Annotated in this window: 18 protein-coding genes and 1 other RNA gene; 7 read left to right on the top strand and 12 right to left on the bottom strand. The window is 43.9% G+C overall.

Annotated features, from left to right (window positions below):
- Positions 1–2: 2 nt before the first annotated feature.
- From KF839_RS11795 to smc, 7 genes are all read right to left on the bottom strand, one after another.
- Positions 3–644, bottom strand: coding sequence for an HAD-IA family hydrolase (locus tag KF839_RS11795; RefSeq protein WP_292918045.1), 642 nt, complete (start codon positions 642–644; stop codon positions 3–5).
- Positions 645–726: 82 nt separating this feature from the next.
- A non-coding RNA gene (gene ssrS, locus KF839_RS11800) (6S RNA) lies at positions 727–902 on the bottom strand.
- Between the two features lie 19 nt (positions 903–921).
- Positions 922–1,221, bottom strand: a complete 300-nt coding sequence (locus tag KF839_RS11805; protein WP_292918046.1) for a cell division protein ZapA — start codon at positions 1,219–1,221, stop codon at positions 922–924.
- Entirely contained in the window at positions 1,214–1,411 is a 198-nt protein-coding gene (locus KF839_RS11810; RefSeq protein ID WP_292918047.1) for a hypothetical protein, read from the bottom strand. Before KF839_RS11810 ends, KF839_RS11805 begins: the two co-directional genes overlap by 8 nt.
- A gap of 131 nt (positions 1,412–1,542) precedes the next feature.
- The gene (locus KF839_RS11815) at positions 1,543–1,788 is read right to left on the bottom strand and encodes a CDGSH iron-sulfur domain-containing protein (protein WP_292918048.1); all 246 of its coding nucleotides are present in this window, start codon (positions 1,786–1,788) and stop codon (positions 1,543–1,545) included.
- A 236-nt stretch (positions 1,789–2,024) separates the two neighbouring features.
- The gene (locus KF839_RS11820) at positions 2,025–3,197 is read right to left on the bottom strand and encodes a cell division protein ZipA C-terminal FtsZ-binding domain-containing protein (RefSeq protein WP_292918049.1); all 1,173 of its coding nucleotides are present in this window, start codon (positions 3,195–3,197) and stop codon (positions 2,025–2,027) included.
- Positions 3,198–3,295: 98 nt separating this feature from the next.
- Complete coding sequence (gene smc / locus KF839_RS11825; RefSeq protein ID WP_292918050.1) at positions 3,296–6,841, bottom strand: chromosome segregation protein SMC; 3,546 nt, start codon at positions 6,839–6,841, stop codon at positions 3,296–3,298.
- A gap of 96 nt (positions 6,842–6,937) precedes the next feature.
- Here smc and queF point away from each other — a divergent pair, with 96 nt between their 5' ends.
- A complete protein-coding gene (queF, locus tag KF839_RS11830) occupies positions 6,938–7,357 on the top strand; it encodes a preQ(1) synthase (RefSeq protein ID WP_292918051.1) in 420 nt (139 codons plus the stop codon).
- Between the two features lie 450 nt (positions 7,358–7,807).
- Entirely contained in the window at positions 7,808–8,803 is a 996-nt protein-coding gene (locus KF839_RS11835; protein ID WP_292918062.1) for a LysM peptidoglycan-binding domain-containing protein, read from the top strand.
- Positions 8,804–8,825: 22 nt separating this feature from the next.
- Here the strand turns inward: KF839_RS11835 and KF839_RS11840 are convergent, their stop codons facing one another.
- A complete protein-coding gene (locus KF839_RS11840; RefSeq protein WP_292918052.1) occupies positions 8,826–10,298 on the bottom strand; it encodes a M17 family metallopeptidase in 1,473 nt (490 codons plus the stop codon).
- Between the two features lie 170 nt (positions 10,299–10,468).
- On the opposite strand from KF839_RS11840, the gene KF839_RS11845 reads away from it, so the two are divergent.
- Positions 10,469–11,263 carry a thymidylate synthase gene (locus KF839_RS11845; RefSeq protein ID WP_292918053.1) on the top strand — a complete coding sequence of 265 codons (795 nt, stop codon included), beginning with the start codon at positions 10,469–10,471 and terminating at the stop codon, positions 11,261–11,263.
- Positions 11,260–11,769: a dihydrofolate reductase gene (locus tag KF839_RS11850; RefSeq protein ID WP_292918054.1), complete on the top strand. Its 510-nt coding sequence runs from the start codon at positions 11,260–11,262 to the stop codon at positions 11,767–11,769. Before KF839_RS11845 ends, KF839_RS11850 begins: the two co-directional genes overlap by 4 nt.
- A gap of 93 nt (positions 11,770–11,862) precedes the next feature.
- Here the strand turns inward: KF839_RS11850 and KF839_RS11855 are convergent, their stop codons facing one another.
- The 4 genes from KF839_RS11855 to apbC all read right to left on the bottom strand — a co-directional run bounded on the left by KF839_RS11855 (position 11,863) and on the right by apbC (position 16,372).
- Positions 11,863–13,035: a type III PLP-dependent enzyme gene (locus KF839_RS11855; protein ID WP_292918055.1), complete on the bottom strand. Its 1,173-nt coding sequence runs from the start codon at positions 13,033–13,035 to the stop codon at positions 11,863–11,865.
- 374 nt (positions 13,036–13,409) lie between these two features.
- Positions 13,410–14,666 (bottom strand): TIGR03790 family protein, encoded by a 1,257-nt coding sequence (locus tag KF839_RS11860; protein ID WP_292918056.1) that lies wholly within the window; start codon positions 14,664–14,666, stop codon positions 13,410–13,412.
- A gap of 39 nt (positions 14,667–14,705) precedes the next feature.
- A complete protein-coding gene (dcd, locus tag KF839_RS11865) occupies positions 14,706–15,272 on the bottom strand; it encodes a dCTP deaminase (RefSeq protein ID WP_292918057.1) in 567 nt (188 codons plus the stop codon).
- Positions 15,273–15,283: 11 nt separating this feature from the next.
- Positions 15,284–16,372: an iron-sulfur cluster carrier protein ApbC gene (gene apbC, locus KF839_RS11870; protein WP_292918058.1), complete on the bottom strand. Its 1,089-nt coding sequence runs from the start codon at positions 16,370–16,372 to the stop codon at positions 15,284–15,286.
- A gap of 127 nt (positions 16,373–16,499) precedes the next feature.
- Between apbC and metG the strand changes: the two genes are divergently transcribed.
- Genes metG through KF839_RS11885 form a run of 3 tightly spaced genes read left to right on the top strand, consistent with a single transcriptional unit; the run spans position 16,500 to position 19,761 of the window.
- Entirely contained in the window at positions 16,500–18,605 is a 2,106-nt protein-coding gene (gene metG, locus KF839_RS11875) for a methionine--tRNA ligase (RefSeq protein WP_292918059.1), read from the top strand.
- Positions 18,606–18,615: 10 nt separating this feature from the next.
- A complete protein-coding gene (locus KF839_RS11880) occupies positions 18,616–18,987 on the top strand; it encodes a nuclear transport factor 2 family protein (protein WP_292918060.1) in 372 nt (123 codons plus the stop codon).
- Between the two features lie 24 nt (positions 18,988–19,011).
- Complete coding sequence (locus tag KF839_RS11885) at positions 19,012–19,761, top strand: YggS family pyridoxal phosphate-dependent enzyme (RefSeq protein WP_292918061.1); 750 nt, start codon at positions 19,012–19,014, stop codon at positions 19,759–19,761.
- The last annotated feature ends 425 nt before the right edge of the window (positions 19,762–20,186 follow it).

The following is a 20,186-nucleotide window of genomic DNA, read 5'->3' on the forward strand; positions in this document are numbered from 1 at the left end:
TATTACGCTTTCGTATTTCTTAATTTTTTCTCAAGCCAATTTTCAAAAGCTAAGTGATCATGAATCTCATACTTCCAACATTGCAGTTTCAGTGCTTTGCCTGCAAGGATATTCTGCGGTTGGTCATCGATATAAACGGTTAAAGCTGGATTGAGCCGGAATGTATCGATTACATAACGATAAATAGCGGGATCAGGTTTCAGAATGCCAATTTCATACGACAGCACTTTGTGTTGAAAAAACGAAAACTCCGGGTACGCTGTAAAAATCCATGGGGCGTGGATAGCGTTAATATTGGAAATTAGTATCAATGTGTGATTGGCATCGGCAAGCTTGCGTATGCATTGCCACATTGGCTCATTGATCCTGAAAATCTGCTGCCAAGCCTGGTAGAACTGTTCCCGGGTGGCGTTGCTTCCGAGGATTTGCAATGCCCAATCCGCATAGTGAATCGGATCAATGAGCCCTGTCTCAAGTGCGTCTTTTTGTTCGAGTATGTGACGGATCCGTTCATGTGGATTTAAAATCGCTTCCGGCATCAATCGAATGAGTGATGATTCGAAATCAAAATCCAGTAAAACCTTGCCAATATCAAATAAGAACGTTGTTGGTACCGAAGAAGGGGAATGAGTGTCTTGCTGCATAATGAGATTTTATGATGTAACAAGTAGCAGGTGGAAAATTAAAAGGACAAGAAATATTGATTAAATATTTCTTGTCCCGTAATGGCTCCCCACATATGCCGTCAGGTTATCATCTTGAACCATACGGTTCAAGGCGGCTGTTTCATGGACACATCAGGCACATCCATAAGACGCGCACAACAGTGTCACTAAAATCCACAACCAGTTTTTAACAATTGGTTCAAAGAATATAAACCTTAACAAACATCGCAGGGATTAACCTGAACCGCAAAAAACTCTAGCTTTCGCTACCTGTTATTGCTTCATCAATTTTCTTTTTTAACGCTGCAATTCTACGCTTAAATTCTTCTATGTCAAAGCCAGCTCTGCAACGGAGTGATAGCAGCTCATGCGTTATTTTTAGCGCCGCTATCATAGCTACTCTTTCGGAATCGATGACTTTCCCTTCAGTTTTTATTTCCTGAATTTTATCATCAAGATAAACCGCAGCAAGTTGGATTTCTTCTCGCTCTTGTTCGGGGCAGTTGATTTGAAATTCGCGGCCCATGATACTTACTTTTAGTAATTCGTTATTCATTTTTTGGAATAGTTGTCAAAAGTGTTTCAAGCCGGTTTGCTGCAACATGAATTTTCTCATTGAGCGTTTCACATTGTGCGTGTGACGCTGCAAGTTCTTTGCGCAACTTACCGTTCTCGGTCCGACTATCCTGATACAAGCGAATGAGCAGATAAACCTTTTCTTCCAAAGATCTTAGTTCTGTTTCCATTAGACACTGACTCTCGAATAATTAATAGGTTAAAAAATATGTAACCAATTTCCAATTCTATATATGTGCCCTAGAAACATTATTTGTTGTTAATTGTTATTATTTATATGGATATGAAGCTATCTTGCAGACTACAGCTTGTTATGGGTTCCATCACAATAAGGTGGATTGCCAGTTTTTTTGCAGGTACATAGCCACGCGGTTTTATTTTCGTTGACGGAAAATTTACGAGGTGTGAATCCGGTGTTTTTGTGAGAACCATCGCAAAAAGGTTGCGACTTACTCTGACCACAGGTACACCAAAAGTAATCTTTTCCTGATTCAAGCTTGACTTCTATTGGCGCAAAGCGTTTTGAATTATTTGAAGATTCGCTCATTTTTATCTCTTTAAGAATAAATTTTTATTTAAGCCATTAAATAATTGTGTTCTTTCTAGAAAGATGTATTTGTTTAAAATTTCATTACTTATCATTGAGATCTATTGTTTCTCTATTTCTACTTCTAATAAGATTTTCTAATGAACTGTAATAAAAAAGATTTAGTAGAACTGTCAAATTTGATAGCGATTACGGATGCTTATGGCACTATCTTTAGTTTTTAGTTAAAAAAACATTTAAACGAATAAACGTAATGCACTCGGACTGCCAGGAGTGATATGATTTTTTTTCATTATATTCTGTATCTCAATGAGCTGTTGCTTGCTTCTTTGAATTCCACTATCGCTAAGCGGAACACGATTATCATCAACCATAATTCCGCCCAGTGTATTCGAGAAAATTTTTGCGAGATGTGTCATTTGATCAAATACTCTTTCACCTTGCGCTACTCGTGGCACATCCAACAAGAAAGTTACGCCGTGTGTGGTTAATGATTTTATGTTTTCTGGTAGAAATGGTGAGGATTCATAGTTATTTAGTGTGAATAAAATGTTGTTGTTTTCATCACGGTATTTAAACAACCCATCCGATTCAAGTTTGAATCCAGATGCTTCCGCTAGTGCGCGAATTTTGGTGCCGACAAATGCGCCATCATCTTTGCTAATGATATTGATACCTATCATGACATCAACATCGGCGCAAAATTTATCCAGTATGACTGCTTTTTCATGTGTACTGACAATATCCGGGCATTCTGCGGTGGCTTGTGATTGTGATGCAAAATCAAGTACTAAATCGCGAAACTTGGATAAATTGACTTCGCTGATTGGTCCGGCCCGATCGGCCAGTTGCAAGCATCCTTTGATATGACCGTAACCGTCACTATCAACGTTGGATTCATTAGTAATTTCTTCCCAAGGCTCATCTTTATCAGGTTTCCCCAGCCAAAAAACAGGTTTTCCAAAATCAAATTTTCTCTGTAGCAGTTTTGCGATATGCGTATTAGGTATGGTTGATTCCGAACGAATATTGACGATGTAATTGGTATTGCTGTCGTAGTCAAGCAGAGGTGAAGCCGTGGACGGGCTACTCGTAATGTGCGATTGAAAAGATGAACTGGTAGTGTGAGCGGCTGCTGGAGCTGATACTTTCGGCGATTCGTCGGGCGGTAATTCTTTTTGTTCATGCGTATCTAATTGTGGATCCAGCGGTACTTTGTTAAATTTAGGCTCAATACGTTGAAACGGGTCTTCCGTATTGTTTTCTTCTAATAGAATGTCATCGTGCTCGTGATCAAATGCGGCTTGCACATTGCGCCGATAACGCAGCTGCTGCAACCAATTGAAAACCACAACACCAGCAATTATTATGATACCGATGATGATTAAACTTATTTGCAAGTCGCTCATACTGATTTTCTCCCAATTACCTTTTGCTTTTTTCTAAAATGGTCGCATTCATCTGCTGAGAAAAGATTATGTCAGCAATCAATGATTGACGACGATCATCAATTAATCGTTACTTTATTCCGCTTTCCCATATTAATAGCATCCGCCAAGTCAACAGCTACTATTCTTGAAATCCCTTGCTCTTGCATTGTAACTCCGATTAAGCGCTGTGCCATCTCCATTGTTATTTTATTATGGCTGATAAAAATGAATTGTGTACGTTCAGCCATTTTTTTTACCAACTCGCAAAAACGCACAGTATTGCTGTCATCAAGCGGTGCGTCGACCTCATCTAATAAACAGAAAGGTGCCGGATTAAGCCGGAATAAAGAAAAAATCAAAGCAAGCGCGGTTAAAGCTTTTTCTCCACCTGACAATAAATGGATCGAACTATTTTTTTTACCGGGAGGTTGTGCCATCAGCATCAAACCGGCATCAACTATTTTGTCTTCACAAACTTCGAGCCTGGCATTTCCGCCGGAAAATATCAATGGGAAAATCTCGCATAGATGTCGATTGGTCAAATCAAGCGTTTCTTGCAGGCGCAATTGCGTTTCTCGATCAATTTGTTGCATGGCTTGATCTAGAGTTGTGATCGCAGCATTCAGATCTTGTATTTGGATCAGCAGATTGGATTCTCTCTCCTGTGCGATTACCAGTTCCTCCAATGCGGCAAGATTGACCGCTCCAAGCGCCGTAATCTCGGCATTCAATTGTTGAATATCGGTTTGTATCGCAGTTGTTTTTTGTTTTTCAAGCAATGGTGTCAATTGTCCGGTATCAACTCCGGTTTCCTGAATTGATTCATCCAGTTGGCTAATGGTTATGTTCGCGGCTTGTTCTTGAAGCCGGGCTTGGTTAATTTCATCACGCAGGGTATACGATCTTTGCTCGGATGCCATGCGTGCATTTCCATTCTGCCGTAACTGGCTAGAAATGTTTTCAGCTACAAGCCGTACTTGCGCCGCATCTTCCTTGATTGTTCGGCGTTTTGCCAATGCGGTATCTAAGGCTGCTTTGAGTGGCAATAAATCTACTTCGTTTATTTCTATTTGCAAAGCAGCGTGTTCTTTGTTCAACTGCTGCAGGCTTTCATCAATCGTCCGTAAGCTGTTTTCGATCTCGACAATTTTGTTTTGGCACGTTTGTAAATAGAATGTTGCTTCCTGCAATTCTTTCGAGGCTTGCAATAATTTTTGCTGTTGATTGATAAATTGTTCGTTCGAGGTTTCCCATGCAAGCTGGGCTTGTTGCGCAATGTGCTTGGAATTCTCGATTTGTATCAGATTTTTTTGATATCGTTCATTTGCTGATTTCTGCAGGGTGAGCTCGTTTTCCAATGTATGCTCAATTTCATGTAATTCCTGATTGATTTGTTCATTCCGATAGGTGGCGCGCTCGTGAATTTGAGTCAACTTTACCAATTGCAATTGCAGTTGATGCCATTCCTGTTGCAAGCATTTGCTATTTTCACTTGCCGCGTGAACGGTTTGATCCAATTCATTACATTGCTGATTGACTTGAATCATTAATTGTCGCTGTTTTTGTAATTGTGATTCAAGTTGAACGGTTTTTTCGCGCAACTGAACCTGCTCCTTTTGTCTGGATAAGACTCCGTGCAACTGAGAGTCGGGCGCATAGAATGAGACACTGTGCTGTGTAATTCTATGCCCTTGCGGTGTGACCAGTATTTCTCCCGGAACAAGCGATGATCTCTGCATCAAGCCTTTTTGAAGATTTTCAATTACGTAAACATGCTGCAACCAATTTTCTAATGCTGATTGGATTTCGGGTTGATTCGTGTTGATGTGAGCAAGCAATCTGCTGCAATCATTTGCGGTGGAACTGGCCGGTATTCTGGAACCGGAGAGGGGTGTGTGTTTTTTCTCAAAAATTGCCCATTTCCCTGCTGGTGCCTCATTCAATCGATCCAGAATTTTTTCTAACTGCTCGACTTCAATGCTATTGAGAAACTCGCGTAATACTGCTTCTAAGGCAACTTCCCACTTCGTCGCGATTTGAATTTTTTGCCATAATCTCGGTAAATTATGCCATTGGTGTTTCTTTAGCCATGCACTGAGATCCTGATTATTTTCTAATTTTTGTTGTAAATTTTGTAATGCATCAAAACGTGCCGATGCTTGTGAGATTGTTTGTTGAAGTTCCTGAATTTTAAGTGCAACTTGCTCTTTATTTTTTATTGCGCTCGACAATTCATTTTGAGCCTTTTGGGTTTCTGAATTTCTTTCATTGAATGCATTTTCCGTTTGTTTGGATACTGCCTCAAGTTCGGATAGTTGCCATGGATCGATGCGTTCCGATTCATTCTGCTCATTGATAAGACGGGTTCGCCGTGCTTCAAGTTGTTGGATATTTTTGTCCGAATAGGACTGATGATTCTCTTCCAGTTGTTTTGCTTGCTCGATTATCAAGAGATTATGCCGGCTCTCGTTTAATTTTTGCTGGCAGTTACGAAAATTTGCTTCCACTGCCGGAAGCGCCATACTTTCTTGGTTATTATTAATGGTGCATTGTTGATACACTGTTTCAGCTTTTGATTTTTCCTGCTGCCAATAAGCAAGCGCTTCGACTTTTTTTACTTTATTCTGGGAATGTGTTTGTAGTTGATTGTCAACTTGTAGAATTTGCTGCGTAATACGCTCTTTGGTCTTTTGTAAATGACTGATTTCCAGTTCTAAGTGCCCGATCTCTGCATCGACCGAATATAATTCCCCTTGGATTTGGAGTTGTTTTTCATTGATTGCGGTTTCATCAGTACGAATTTCTTCATATTTTTTTTCTGCATCGCGCTGGCTTAGCATCACATCCTCAAGCTCGGCTTCCAATCGAAGGATGGTTTGTTGCGCCAAATGGCATTTCCGGATGGCTGCGGCTTTATGCTGCAACCAGAGCATTGTTTGTGCTATTTGAAGTTTCTCATGCAATAATCTGTATCGCTGAGCTTTTTGAGCTTGGATTTCCATCTGCTGCAATTGAGTCTCTAGCTCTTGCCGGATATCTTCCAGTCTTATGAGATTTTTTTGAGCTTCCGCGAGCCGAGTGGAAGTTTCATGCTTTCTTTCCTGGTATTGCGAAATCCCAGCCGCTTCTTCTAAGAAACTTTTTAATTCTTGTGGCTTTGCTTCTATGATTCTGGAGATCATGCCTTGCTCAATGATTGCATAACCGCGTCCTCCTACGCCGGTGCCGAGAAAAAGATCCGCAACGTCGCGCCGTCTTACATGTAGGTTATTGATGTAATAGCTTGACTGGCCATCGCGCAGCAGAACACGCTTGATAGCGATTTCTGCATAACTGGACCATTGGCCGGATATCTGGTTTAAGTGGTTGTCAAAAATCAGCTCAACACTTGCGCGACTGACTGCTTTCCGGTGATCCGATCCTGAAAAAATGACATCTTGCATCGAATCGCCCCGTAATGCGGAAGCTTTGGATTCGCCAAGAACCCAGCGTACCGCATCGATAAGATTTGATTTGCCGCAACCATTAGGTCCTACAATGCCTACAAGATCGTGAGATAGGGAGATAGCAGCGGGTTCTACGAATGATTTAAAGCCGGCAAGTTTGATTTGTGCTAGGCGCAATTTTTTGTTTAGCGGATTAGACGGTTATAATAGACAGCAGCGCTATAGGCGCTTTATTTTTGCAGTTTCGATTTAATTTTACCATGAGCGCGAAGAATGGCCAGTAAACCCCAGAAGTCTCTTGAAACATTTTCTAATCCTTATACCGACCGGGACTACCATATTCATATGGAGATTCCAGAGTTTACCTGCTTGTGTCCCAAGACAGGACAACCTGATTTTGCTACTTTGATTTTGGATTATATCCCCGATAAAAAATGTATTGAATTGAAAAGCCTCAAACTTTATGTATGGTCGTACCGGAATGAAGGAGTTTTTCATGAAGCGGTGACTAACAAAATTCTCGATGATCTTGTAGCGATTCTGAAGCCGAGATACCTTCGATTAATGGCGCGTTTTTATGTCCGGGGCGGTATTTTTACCAATGTTACTGTTGAACACCGGAAAAAGGGGTGGGAACCTAAATCTTTGATATTCATTGAGAAGTCTATGTGTCAATCAAATACTCGGGAATGATTATTAATTATTCCATTGAATTGATATATGCAACATACTGATTTGTAATAATTTTCATTATTTCTTCATTTTATTATATGAAAAAAATAGTTTGCAAAGACTGAATTTTTATATATCCTGTAGACCGGTATGGATATTAGAAATTTTATATAGATGATTTTAAAGAGAAAAGGTCTCAGTGTTCTATCGTTATCACTAATTGTTTGGTTTTTTTTGTTCTCATCGATTAACGCTTACGCTGATAGATTAGTATCAATTAAAAAAACGCAGCATCATGAGAATTTGTGGGATCGTGTTCGTAACGGATTCGCATTGGCTCTCCCACCCGACAATAAAACAATTCGAAAATTAGAAGCGCCTTATACGCAGAATCCTCGAGCGTTTAATCATATCGCTGTTAGCAGTGAGCGCTATTTATTTTATATCGTGGATGAAATCGAGCGCCGCAACATGCCGATGGAAATCGCACTGATTCCGGTGATTGAAAGTTCCTATAATCCTCTGATTAAGTCAGATAATCGATCTGCCGGGTTATGGCAATTTATTCCGGAAACAGCAAGAATTTTTGGTCTGACCCAAAATGTTTGGCATGATGACCGACGTGATGTTGTGGCATCGACTCAAGCTGCTCTTGATTACCTTCAATATCTGTATCAAAAATTTGATAATTGGAAGTTAGCGATTGCTGCGTATAATATCGGTGAAGGTGTCGTAAGTAAGGCGCTGGCCCGGAATATTCATAAAGGAAGATCGGTCAATTTTTATGATCTGAATCTGCCGATAGAAGCAAAGCACTATGTTTTTAAGTTATTGGTGATAAAGGATATCATTGCTAACTCCAGGAAATATGGTATTCAGCTTCAGCCAATACCTAATCGACCGTATTTTGAGGAAGTGAAAATACATGAGCATATTGACATTTCACTTGTTACCCGTCTGGCAAATATCTCCGACATAGAATTTTCCGCACTTAATCCAGCCTATAATCGTTTTGTTATAAAAGTATTGGACGAACCGCGAACATTATTGCTACCCAAGGACAGAAAAGAGACGTTTGTTAAAAATTTGGAAATGTATCAGGATCCGCGGTTCTCATGGCAAATTTACCATGTCAAGAAAGGTGAGAAAATTAATGACATTGCCATTCGCCATGAAACCACGGTGAAACAACTGCAAGCTATTAATGGAATCGCCCGGAACAAGAATCTTACCTTCGGGCAAAAAATATTGGTTCCCCAACTCATAGGTGCGAATAAGCTAACAATGATTGCACAGAACGAAAAGCAATTTCAGGGTGACAAATCCGGTGTGCATATTGTAAAAAAGGGCGATACGCTCTATCACATTGCCAAGCGTTATCGTACGACGATTGATCAGATTAAACAGTGGAACAACAGCGACGAGAATCTATCGATTGGTCAGAAGCTGTTCATTGTAAAAAGCTAGCGGATTTTTTGACAATTTGCGGCTAGTTGTAAAGATTTTTTAGCAATTCAATTCCCCAACTGACACCAAAACCGGTAATTTCGCTATCGACGGCTCCCAACCCGCCTTTATGGTTGCTAGCGGATAAATCCATATGCAACCACGGGGTGTCAGTAACAAACTTCTGTAAGAAGCATGCGGCGAGAATATGATCGAATTCTCCATCTAATTCGCATTGTTTGATGTCCGCGATATTGCTCTCAAGACTTTCTTCATAATCTTTGTCCATCGGAAATACACAAACGCGTTCTCCGCAGATGTTGCCTGCTGTAACCGCCTTATGAGAGAGTTCGTTCCGGTTGCTGAAGATGCCGCTATAACGCGATCCGAGTGCTGTTTTCATACTACCTGTCAAGGTGGCAAAATCGATTATCAAATCGGGTTTCTGTTTGCTCGCTAGGGTCAGTGTGTCCGCTAGCACCATTCGCCCTTCAGCATCGGTATGAACGATTTCAATTGATGTGCCATTGAGGGCCGTGATCACATCACCTTGTTTATAGGCGCGCGGGCTAATATGGTTCTGCGCAATTGCCAGCCAACAATCGATGTTAATTGGAACTTCAGCTCGAGTAGCAGCCAGTAATATGCCTAAAGCAATTGCTGAGCCATTCATGTCTTCGTGCATGCCCTGCATATAACGTGCAGGTTTTAAATTATGGCCGCCGGTATCAAAACAAATACCCTTGCCGACCAGCGCTATCTTTTTATGTTGCTCGCCTCGGTTGTGATGATGTTGCAAGTGAACAATCGCGGCGTCTTCCGTGTCGCTGCCTTGCGCTACCGCGACGAAGGCGCCTGCTCCCATTTCTTTTAGCTTGTTGAAATCGTATTCTTGGTATTTCCAGCCTTCGCCGTCCGCCAGTTTTTTTATTTGCTGACGGTATGTTTGGGGTGTTAACTCGTTAGCCGGTAACGCCGTTAGACCGCGAGCCAATAAATTGCCTTCTGCCAAGGCCCGTTGTAGCTTGAAGTTTTCGTTGTCTTTATATCCATAGAGATTAATCTTGGTTAGCGCTTTCCTTACGGGTTTATTTTTCCTTACCGGTAGCGCTGCGCCATTGACCCAGGCAACATGCAGTGCGCATTCCGCGAAATTTCTTTTTTGTTGTGTAGTGCCGAGTATAACAATATGTATTTCATCCGGATTCTCCTGCAATAACAATTTCATGGCCTTGCGCATGACGGTTTGTTGATTAAAGGCCGGCTGAATGGTATCAAGCATGACCCAAACGCATAGCTCACCATTTTGCAAATTGGCGCACACAGGCGTCTCACAGAGGTCGGTCAATTTCATATCGCGCCGCAACAACGATCTGTGCAAGGATTCCTCGCCGGGAATACGGTGCTTTTTAGGCAACTTTTCTTGTTTTGGTATAACTACGAGAATGTGTGATGCTTTTATGGATGGGTGATCAATAGGTGATATATTCTGGTTCTGGTGAAGTGTTGCCAGCATTGAAAACTTTCCTGTCGAGTATTATTTTTAGAATGACAATATCGGAAGTCATTGCATTAAGAATGATTGCAGATAATATTGCTATTATATACGGGTTAAGGATGTTTGGGCTGCGATAGCCAACTGCAAGAATGAATCTTTCCGTATAAGAATGGAGTGAAATAATCCTAATGCGTCAGTATCTCGAGTTAATGCAGCAGGTGATAGATCATGGTTACCAAAAGTCAGACCGGACCGGTACTGGGACATTGTCTATTTTCGGGCATCAAATGCGTTTCAATCTTGCCGATGGATTTCCATTGGTGACTACGAAGAAATGTCATTTAAAATCTATTATTTATGAATTGCTGTGGTTTTTGCGGGGTGATACAAACATTCAATACCTGCATAACCATGGTGTTACAATCTGGGACGAGTGGGCCGATGAAAATGGCAATCTGGGACCGATCTATGGTCATCAGTGGAGATCTTGGGTAACCGCGGATGGTCGTTATATCGATCAGCTTATGCACGTAATCGAACAAATTAAGAGTACTCCCGATTCACGACGCATGCTGGTTTCTTCCTGGAATGTCGGGGAGTTACATAAAATGCGGCTTCCTCCGTGTCATGCTTTCTTTCAGTTTTATGTTGCGGGTGGTCGTTTATCGTGCCAGCTTTATCAACGGAGTGCCGATATTTTTTTGGGGGTACCGTTCAATATTGCATCTTATGCCTTGCTGACCATGATGATTGCGCAAGTTTGCGAGCTTGACGCCGGTGATTTTGTTCATACTCTCGGTGATGCACACTTGTATCTGAACCACATGGGACAAGCGCGTGAGCAATTATCGCGTGAACCGAGAGCGCTTCCTGTGATGAAATTGAATCCTGATATCCATGAGATTTTGAATTTCAAGTATGAAGATTTTTGTTTGGAAAATTATAACCCCCACTCTGCGATTAAAGCGCCGGTAGCGATATGACGCCTTTGCATTTTTCAATATTGGTTGCGATGTCCAAGAACCGAGTAATTGGTAGGGATAATCGATTGCCTTGGCATTTGCCAGCGGATTTGAAACACTTTAAATTTCTGACAATGGGCCAAACCATTGTGATGGGACGGAAAACTTATGAATCCATTGGTAGACCCCTACCTGGGCGTGCCAATGTCATTATTACCCGTCAGACTGGCTATGAGGTACCCGGTGCCATCGTAGTTAACTCTGTCGACGATGCTTTGCAAGTTTGTGAAGAGACCAGTGTAGGAAACGCTGAGAATTTTATTATTGGCGGGGAGAATCTATACCGGCAAGCACTGAAGTTTTGCCAGAGGATGTACGTCACCGAAATTTTGAGAGACTATGAAGGTAATGTTTTTTTTCCGGAGTTTGATAGAAGCGAATGGGAAGAAAAGCAGCGTGATAAGCATGTTTCAGAAAAAGATGATAATCTGGAATATCACTTCGTCATTTATGACCGGAAAGTATGAAACACGCTGGTGCAATCAAAAGAAATTAAATTCTGAAGTGACTCAAGCGCAACAAGCATCCATTGCTCATTGCGCTTTATGACAGTCAAAAAATCATATTACTTTTACATCCGGTAAAGGAAAGCCATTAAAGTTGCTGGCGTAGGCAGTTGTATAGGCGCCTGCATTCGGAATATAAATAAAATCCCCTTCCTTGATATCATTAGGCAGCATCAGATCATGCATCAGAATATCGACCGAATCACAAGTTGGTCCGGCAACAGACCACGGAATAGGATTGCCTTTCCGGTCTGTTAGTATGTCATACCGCAAGCCCTCAGTCATTTCAATAACACCACCAAACATACCGGCATCCCAATACATCCAGCGTTTTCCATTGCGAGTCGCTGTTCCAACTACACGGCAAACGAAATAAGCGGAGTCGGAAACCAGGTAGCGCCCAGGTTCCGCCATGATACGGATGGTATCCGGTAAATCGGCGATGGCTTCGTTTATAACCTCAGCAATTACTTCAATCGATGGAATTGGCTTGATATGACGGACCGGATAGCCACCACCAATGTTTAATAATCTTGGATTCAAGCCAACCAATTGCATCTCGGCAAACACTTTTTTTGCACGTTCGATGCCTACACGCCAGTTTTGTGGATTGCGGCATTGCGAACCGACATGAAAGGTGACACCCGCCAGATCCGCTTTAAGTGAAGCGGCTTCTTGTATGATTTCGTTGATGTCACCAAGATGTGTCCCAAATTTTCCTGCTAATGGCCAGTCACTGCCAATGTTGGGTGTATCGATACGCAAATACATTTTGGCATCTGGTTTTACACTGAAGATTTTACGTAATTCTTCAATACTATCTAGAACATACCACTCAACGCCTTTTGCCGCTGCGTACTCGATATAAGCTCTCGATTTCATCGGATTGCTATAGAAAATTTCAGCAGCCGGTACCCCGATACTCAGTAATAGATCAAGCTCGGCAATAGAGGCGATCTCAAATCCGGCGCCCTCTTCAATCAAGGTTTTTAGAACGCGTACATCAGGATTTGCTTTGACGGCATAGTGGGGGTGGACCCGTGGCATAGCAGCTTTAAATCGTCGGGTTTTTTGTCGGATAATGTTGCTGTCCACCAATAAAAAAGGCCGTTGATAACCTTTTTTCAGAGCATTTTGAACGTGTTCAAAATTCAGACTTGTTTCAGGATGGGTGTCAAACAGAACTTCCGATTGGTCGGTTTTTTGAAGTGTAGAAAGTGTAGGCATGAGCGTGCTCCTTTAAAAAACGCTACGTTTCAGGAATATGTACATTAACTAAATCAACCGGAGCAAAAAAGTTCTTGGTGCTTCTCATGATGACCTCCTTATCGGTAAATTGTCATTTAATAATTTGCACGCATTATAGTCCGCATTTTGTGCAAATCAAGTATTTTTTTAAGCTTATAGGATCTAAGATAGTCTCATCAAAAACAATGAGTTAATCATATTTAGTTTGATGCGGCATTAGACGGGTGTTTTGAAAAAAAGTTTAGAGCATTTTTTGCAAATAATTGACATGTAAATAAACGGTAAAAGTTTTAGAAAAATGGATTTGTGTCAGGACTGTTTATCCCTTATGTCCGAGAGTGTCGCAGAATAATCTAATTCCAGTGTAAGCGTAGATATCCATCGATTTTTTCATCAAAGCGAAGACGAAGAAGATTCTCGCCACGACGAATAAGCGTTTGCCGCGGAATGGGATTAAAAGGTCCCGCAGCGGAAGTTGATTTTTCGATTCTGAGCCGCCCGGCACGGGGTGAGAAAACGATTAGCTGAAATCGACCGGGAGCGGTTTCGCGCAACGAAGGCGCAAACGGTTTCGCCAAAGGCTCTCCGATAAATACACCTTGACCCGGCCAGGCAACGCTTTTCCAGTAGGCTTCGATAACACTGGCACCGGTTGCATAATAGAACATGGCGACTGCAGGAGAAGGAAATTTCTGTGGAAAACTGCAGGGCTCTACAACAGTACCATAACTGGCGGTTGCGCCCGCTTCCAGCCATTTCAGGCTACTCATTTGCAAGGAATCCGTCAGCATGCCGCCAAAGGATGTCAGATGATCCGCCATTGCTCCTGGTAAGAAACGTAGGGTTTCGAGCATAGGGACTCTGATCAGTCCGGTAAAATAAAAGAGTACATCGTCACGGTCGGCGATGTGATCGGTTTCAAGTATTTGCACGGGAAACACACCCTCGAATTCTTCTTTAGCTATCTGGAAACCTGGTGCGCGGCTATTACGCGCGATATCGGAAGTACTCAATAGATAAGCCCGGCCTCTGGGATAAGTGCGATCGGAGCGGATGCCGCGGTCAATCAGTGTTTTGACATGCTCGAAAGTAGTACCAGCCAACATCATGGCCGGGCGAATTTTATAGTCAGTGTAGGGTTTACTGCCGGGCGAATTAAAATAAGGACTAAGAGCGGTAGGTTCGCAAGTTTCAGCGCAGTATTTATGATCGAAGCCAAAGGCCAAGGCGGATGTTAGCGACATGCAGCCGACCCGGTAAGGAGATGCCCAGGCGACGGCAAATGCCTGAACGTAACTAGGTGTTTTTTGATCGATGATAGCTTTTAATTTTGCGAATTCTTCGGGAGTAATTTCATCGTGATCAGGTTGAAAACGGATACGAATGATATTGACTGGCGGAATCTTTCGCGCAGATTGATAATAACTGCCAATTTGACGAGACAGCGGATCGCTGTCATTGATGATGACAGCGATATCTTTCGGTTCAAAGCCAGTGCGAGGCAAGGAGATGTGTTTTAATGCTTCTGCTGAACAAGCTGGAGAAAATAGTATCAGCAGCAATAAGATGAAGAATTTTTGGAGGAATTGCATTTCTTTCAGCGTCAACATCAAAACGCGTCTCCATAGGGATTGAAAACATTTGAAACCTTAAATTTTGGGTAGCGTAACGCCTTGCTGTCCCTGGTATTTACCACCGCGATCTTTGTATGATGTCTCGCAAATTTCATCCGATTCAAAAAAAATCACTTGCGCTACGCCTTCATTGGCATAGATTTTTGCGGGTAATGGAGTGGTATTGGAAAATTCCAGTGTGACATAACCCTCCCACTCCGGCTCGAAGGGGGTGACATTAACGATAATACCGCAACGTGCGTACGTTGATTTTCCCAGGCAAATCGTTAGCACATTGCGCGGGATGCGGAAATACTCGACAGTGCGTGCGAGCGCAAATGAATTCGGCGGGATAATGCAAACATCGCTTTTGATATCGACAAACGAATTGGAGTCGAAATTCTTCGGGTCGACAATCGTAGTATTGATATTCGTGAAAAGTTTAAACTCATCGGAGCAGCGGATATCGTAGCCATAGCTCGAAGTGCCGTACGAGACGATGCGTTGATCATCCTTGTGACGGATTTGATCAGGCTCGAACGGTTCGATCATGCCATGTTCCAGCGCCATGCGTCGAATCCATTTGTCAGATTTTATCGTCATTTTCTGAAATCCTAATCATTCTCCATGATGATTTTTGCGAATAATTCCGAATGATCTTCCGCTGATTCGGCAATCTTTACAGCGACCCGCCGCGCGATCAATTTATAAATTTCTGCGACTTGACTGTCCGGTTCGGCAATCACGCTTGGTTTGCCGGCATCGGTGTGCTCTCGGATCTTGATATCGAGCGGCAAGGCACCCAGTAGCTCGACGTTATAGTCTTTGCACATTTTTTCACCGCCGCCGGCACCAAAAATCGTTTCGGTATGGCCGCAGTTGGAACAAGTATGCGTGCTCATGTTTTCGACAATTCCCAGAATCGGAATGCCGACTTTCTCAAACATTTTGAGCCCTTTCCGGGCATCCAGCAGCGCGATGTCTTGCGGCGTAGTGACAATGACAGCACCGGTTACCGGAATCTTTTGTGCCAGTGTCAACTGAATATCACCGGTACCGGGCGGTAAATCCACTACCAAATAATCCAAGTCCTTCCAATTGGTATCATTCAGCAACTGCTGCAAGGCTTGCGTTACCATCGGTCCGCGCCACACCATCGGAGTTTCGGCGTCGACCAACAGGCCGATCGACATTGCTTGAATACCATGCGCGCGCATCGGTTCCATGGATTTGCCATCAAGCGATTCCGGATGGCCGGTGATGCCGAGCATCTGAGGTTGTGAAGGGCCGTAAATATCCGCATCCAAAATACCCACCGATGCGCCTTCGGCCGATAAAGCCAATGCGAGATTTACTGCGGTTGCCGATTTGCCGACGCCGCCTTTGCCGGATGCCACGGCAATGATGTTCTTGACGCCGGGAATCAGTTTGACACCGCGTTGTACGCCATGCGGCGCAATTTTGCTGTTGATTGCTACCTGGATAACGCCGATGCCTGGAATCGATTTGAGTGCATCAATGATTTGTGCTTGTACTCGGTTTTTGATGCTGTTGGCAGGATAGCCAAGTTCGATGTCGACGGTTACATTGTTTTGCGCAATCTGGATGGCGCGGACTGCTTTCTCGGTAACATAATCTTTGTTCGTTGTTGGATCTATGGTGTGTTTGAGAATCGATTGGATTTGCTGCTCGGAAATAATCACTACAAAACTCCTTTTTTATTGCCTGCTCGAGGCGAACAATTTTCATGCGTGGATGGTAACAAATATCGGGAATGCGCACACAGTTTGTTACAATTGATACTTATTTAATCTGATGTGATTAGAGTTAATGAACAAACGAAAAATTCTGGTAACTTCCGCATTACCTTATGCCAACGGCAGTATCCATTTAGGTCATTTGGTTGAATATATTCAAACGGATATTTGGGTGCGGTTCCAGAAAATGCGCGGGCATACAGTGCATTATGTTTGTGCCGACGACACGCACGGCACGCCGATCATGCTGCGTGCGGAAAAAGAGAGTATCACACCGGAAGCGCTGATTGCACGTGTGCATTCGGAGCATCTCAGCGATTTTACCGGCTTCAACATTCAATTCGACAATTATTACAGTACACATTCGCCCGAAACGCGGCATTTTTCCGAGGATATTTATCACAAATTGAAAACTACCGGGTTGATCGCTGTGCGCGGCATCGAGCAACTCTACGATCCGGTCAAGAATATGTTTTTACCGGATCGCTTCGTCAAAGGCGAGTGCCCGAAATGTGGTGCCAAGGATCAATACGGCGATTCTTGCGAAGCTTGCGGCGCGGCGTACGCGCCGACCGAATTGAAAAATCCGTATTCGGCGGTATCCGGTGCGAAACCGATCAGTAAATCATCCGAACATTATTTTTTCAGCTTGTCCGATAGCCGCTGTGCCGATTTTTTGCGGCAGTGGACATGCGAAGGCGATCACTTACAACCGGAAGCCGCCAACAAAATGCGCGAATGGGTCGGCGAAGCCGGAGAAAACAAACTCTCAGATTGGGATATCTCGCGCGATGCACCGTATTTCGGTTTTGAAATTCCTGGTGCGCCGGGCAAATATTTTTACGTCTGGCTCGATGCGCCTATTGGTTATATGGGCAGCTTCATGAACTTGTGTGAACGCGAAAAAATCCAGTTCGATGACTACTGGCAACCGCAATCGGATGCGGAGCTGTATCATTTCATCGGCAAGGATATTTTGTATTTCCACGCGCTGTTCTGGCCCGCGATGTTGAAAAACGCCGGTTACCGCACGCCAACCAAGATTTTCGCGCACGGTTTTCTGACCGTGAACGGCGAAAAAATGAGCAAGTCACGCGGCACTTTCATTACCGCGGAAAGTTATTTGAAGCAAGGTTTGAATCCCGAATGGCTGCGTTATTACTACGCAGCAAAACTCAATAGCACCTTGGAGGACATTGACCTAAACCTGGACGATTTCGTCGCGCGCGTCAATTCCGATTTGGTTGGGAAATTCATCAACATTGCCAGCCGTTGCGCCGGGTTTATTACCAAGCGTTTTGACGGCAAACTGGTTGCAGGTGAACAGTACCAGGCGTTGCAAACCATCGCGAACGAGCATTTTTCCAGCTGGCGCCCCGAAGTTATCGAACAAGCATTCGAAGAGCGTGAATTTTCTGCGGCCATCCGTCAAATCATGAAATTTGCCGACGAAGCCAACGAAATGATCCATCATCTGGCTCCTTGGGAAATCGCCAAGCAACCGGATCGTGCTGACGATTTACACCGCGCGTGCAGTCTCGGTATTCAATTGTTTTATATACTGGCACGCTATTTGAAGCCAATTCTGCCCGGCACCGTGCAACAGATCGAAGCGTTTCTCAATTGTGAAGCGTTGATATGGCCGCAATTGCGCGTTGATCGGCCGGTTTCCGATTTGCTGCTGCCTGCCGGTCATGCCATCAATGCGTACCAGCATTTGATGACCCGCATCGACAGCAAGCAAATCGATGCATTGATTGCCGCTAATACGCAAAACCTGACCACTCCACCGCCGCAATCACCGGTCCGGCATGCGGAAGGACAGCAGCACGCAGTTATACCGATTGCTGAAATGATATCGATCGACGACTTCGGCAAAATCGACTTGCGTATTGCCAAAATTGTGAATGCTGAGCATGTACCCGGTGCGGAAAAACTCTTAAAACTGACACTCGATATCGGCAGCGAACAGCGCACTGTCTTTGCCGGTATCAAATCCGCGTACGATCCGGAACAATTGACAGGGCGCTTGACGGTGATGGTCGCCAATTTGGCGCCGCGGCAAATGAAATTCGGTCTGTCGGAAGGTATGGTGCTCGCTGCAGGTGGCGGCAATCCGGGTGAATTGTTCATCCTGTCGCCGGACTCCGGTGCGCAACCAGGCATGCGGGTCAAGTGATTTGCTGCGAATGGAATCGAATGCACTCGCTGAATTGATTCGGCAACTGGAACTAAAATTGCTGCAAACCGATCTGACGGCGCATCCCGGTTTGATCGACGAGTTGCTGGCGGAAGATTTTGAGGAAATCGACCATAACGGTGAAATCCGATCCAGAGCCGATGTCATTGGTTGGCTGAAGATAAAAGATCCCGCTATGCAATGGATTTTCAAGGATTTCCGGATTAAAGCTTTGACGCATAGCACGGTGCTGGCAATTTACTCGCTGCAGAAAACCGGACAACCCGATACCGGAAATGCAGGATCGATCAGAACCTCTATTTGGCAGTATCGCAATAACCAATGGAAAATGGTTTTCCATCAGGCATCCAGGAAAAATTAAATTCTCGAATAACAGGAGCAAACCGTGGAACTCAGCGTAGAACAGCAACTCACCGACATCCAGAACAACCTCGCCACCGTTAAGCAGCGTATCGTAGATGCTTGCAAAAAGGCCGGCCGCGACCCTGCCAGCGTACGATTGCTTCCTGTCACCAAAACTGTATCGGCGGAACGCTTGCGCATCGCTTTTGCCGCAGGCTGCGTTGAAATGGGTGAAAACAAAATTCAGGAAGCGCGCGAAAAATCCGAAGTGCTCGCCGATTTAGGTATCAAATGGTCGATCATCGGTCACCTGCAGACCAACAAGGCCAAATATCTGGCACGCTTCGCCAACGAATTCCAAGCACTCGACAGCCTCAAAGTTGCCGAAGAACTCGATAAGCGACTGCAAAACGAAGGCCGCGCCATCGACGCCTACGTGCAAGTCAACAGCTCCGGCGAAGAAAGCAAATTCGGTTTGCCGCCCGAAGCCGTGCGTGATTTTGTGCAGCATCTGCCGCAATTCTCATCGCTGCGTATTAAAGGATTGATGACGCTGGCGATTTTTTCATCCGACCATGACCGCGTGCGCGAATGCTTCGTCAAAATGCGTGAAATTCAAGCCATGTTGCGCCAGGAAGCTCCCACCGGATTATCGTTCGACGAGCTGTCGATGGGTATGTCCGGCGACTACGAGCTTGCTATTGAAGAGGGTGCCACCGTGGTTCGTGTCGGTCAAGCGATTTTCGGCAAGCGTCCGTTGCCGGATAGTCACTACTGGCCGGGATTGGGGTAATGCGCTTGATTTGTCTCTAAAGCTTTGACAATGTGCTGCTGGGTATATCGAGCTAGGTGAGTGACGAGTACTGCGAAGTAACGCTTGATACCGGGTTTGTCGAAATGAATTACCCAATTCCTATTGAAACAGGACATTGCATTTTCAAGATCCAAATGGTTATCGCGTGGTGACTCAATATGTACCTCTTGGCTTAACAAGGCGGAGACATAACACGCATCTGGATTTCTATGAATGCATTGTGATCCAGTATTTTTCTGCACTATCATTTCTTCACTCAATTTTTATCAATTATTCTCAACTCGAACAAAGTTTAAGTACACCGGTTGTGAATGAATGCCGGCATTAAGAACCTTTTCAGCGTTATCTTAGTGAGCCATTCTTAGCTTACTTGCGCCAAAGTCCCATTTGTTGTACGGAGAGAT

Source organism: Nitrosomonas sp., assembly GCF_019635155.1.
Classification (GTDB): Bacteria; Pseudomonadota; Gammaproteobacteria; order Burkholderiales; family Nitrosomonadaceae; genus Nitrosomonas.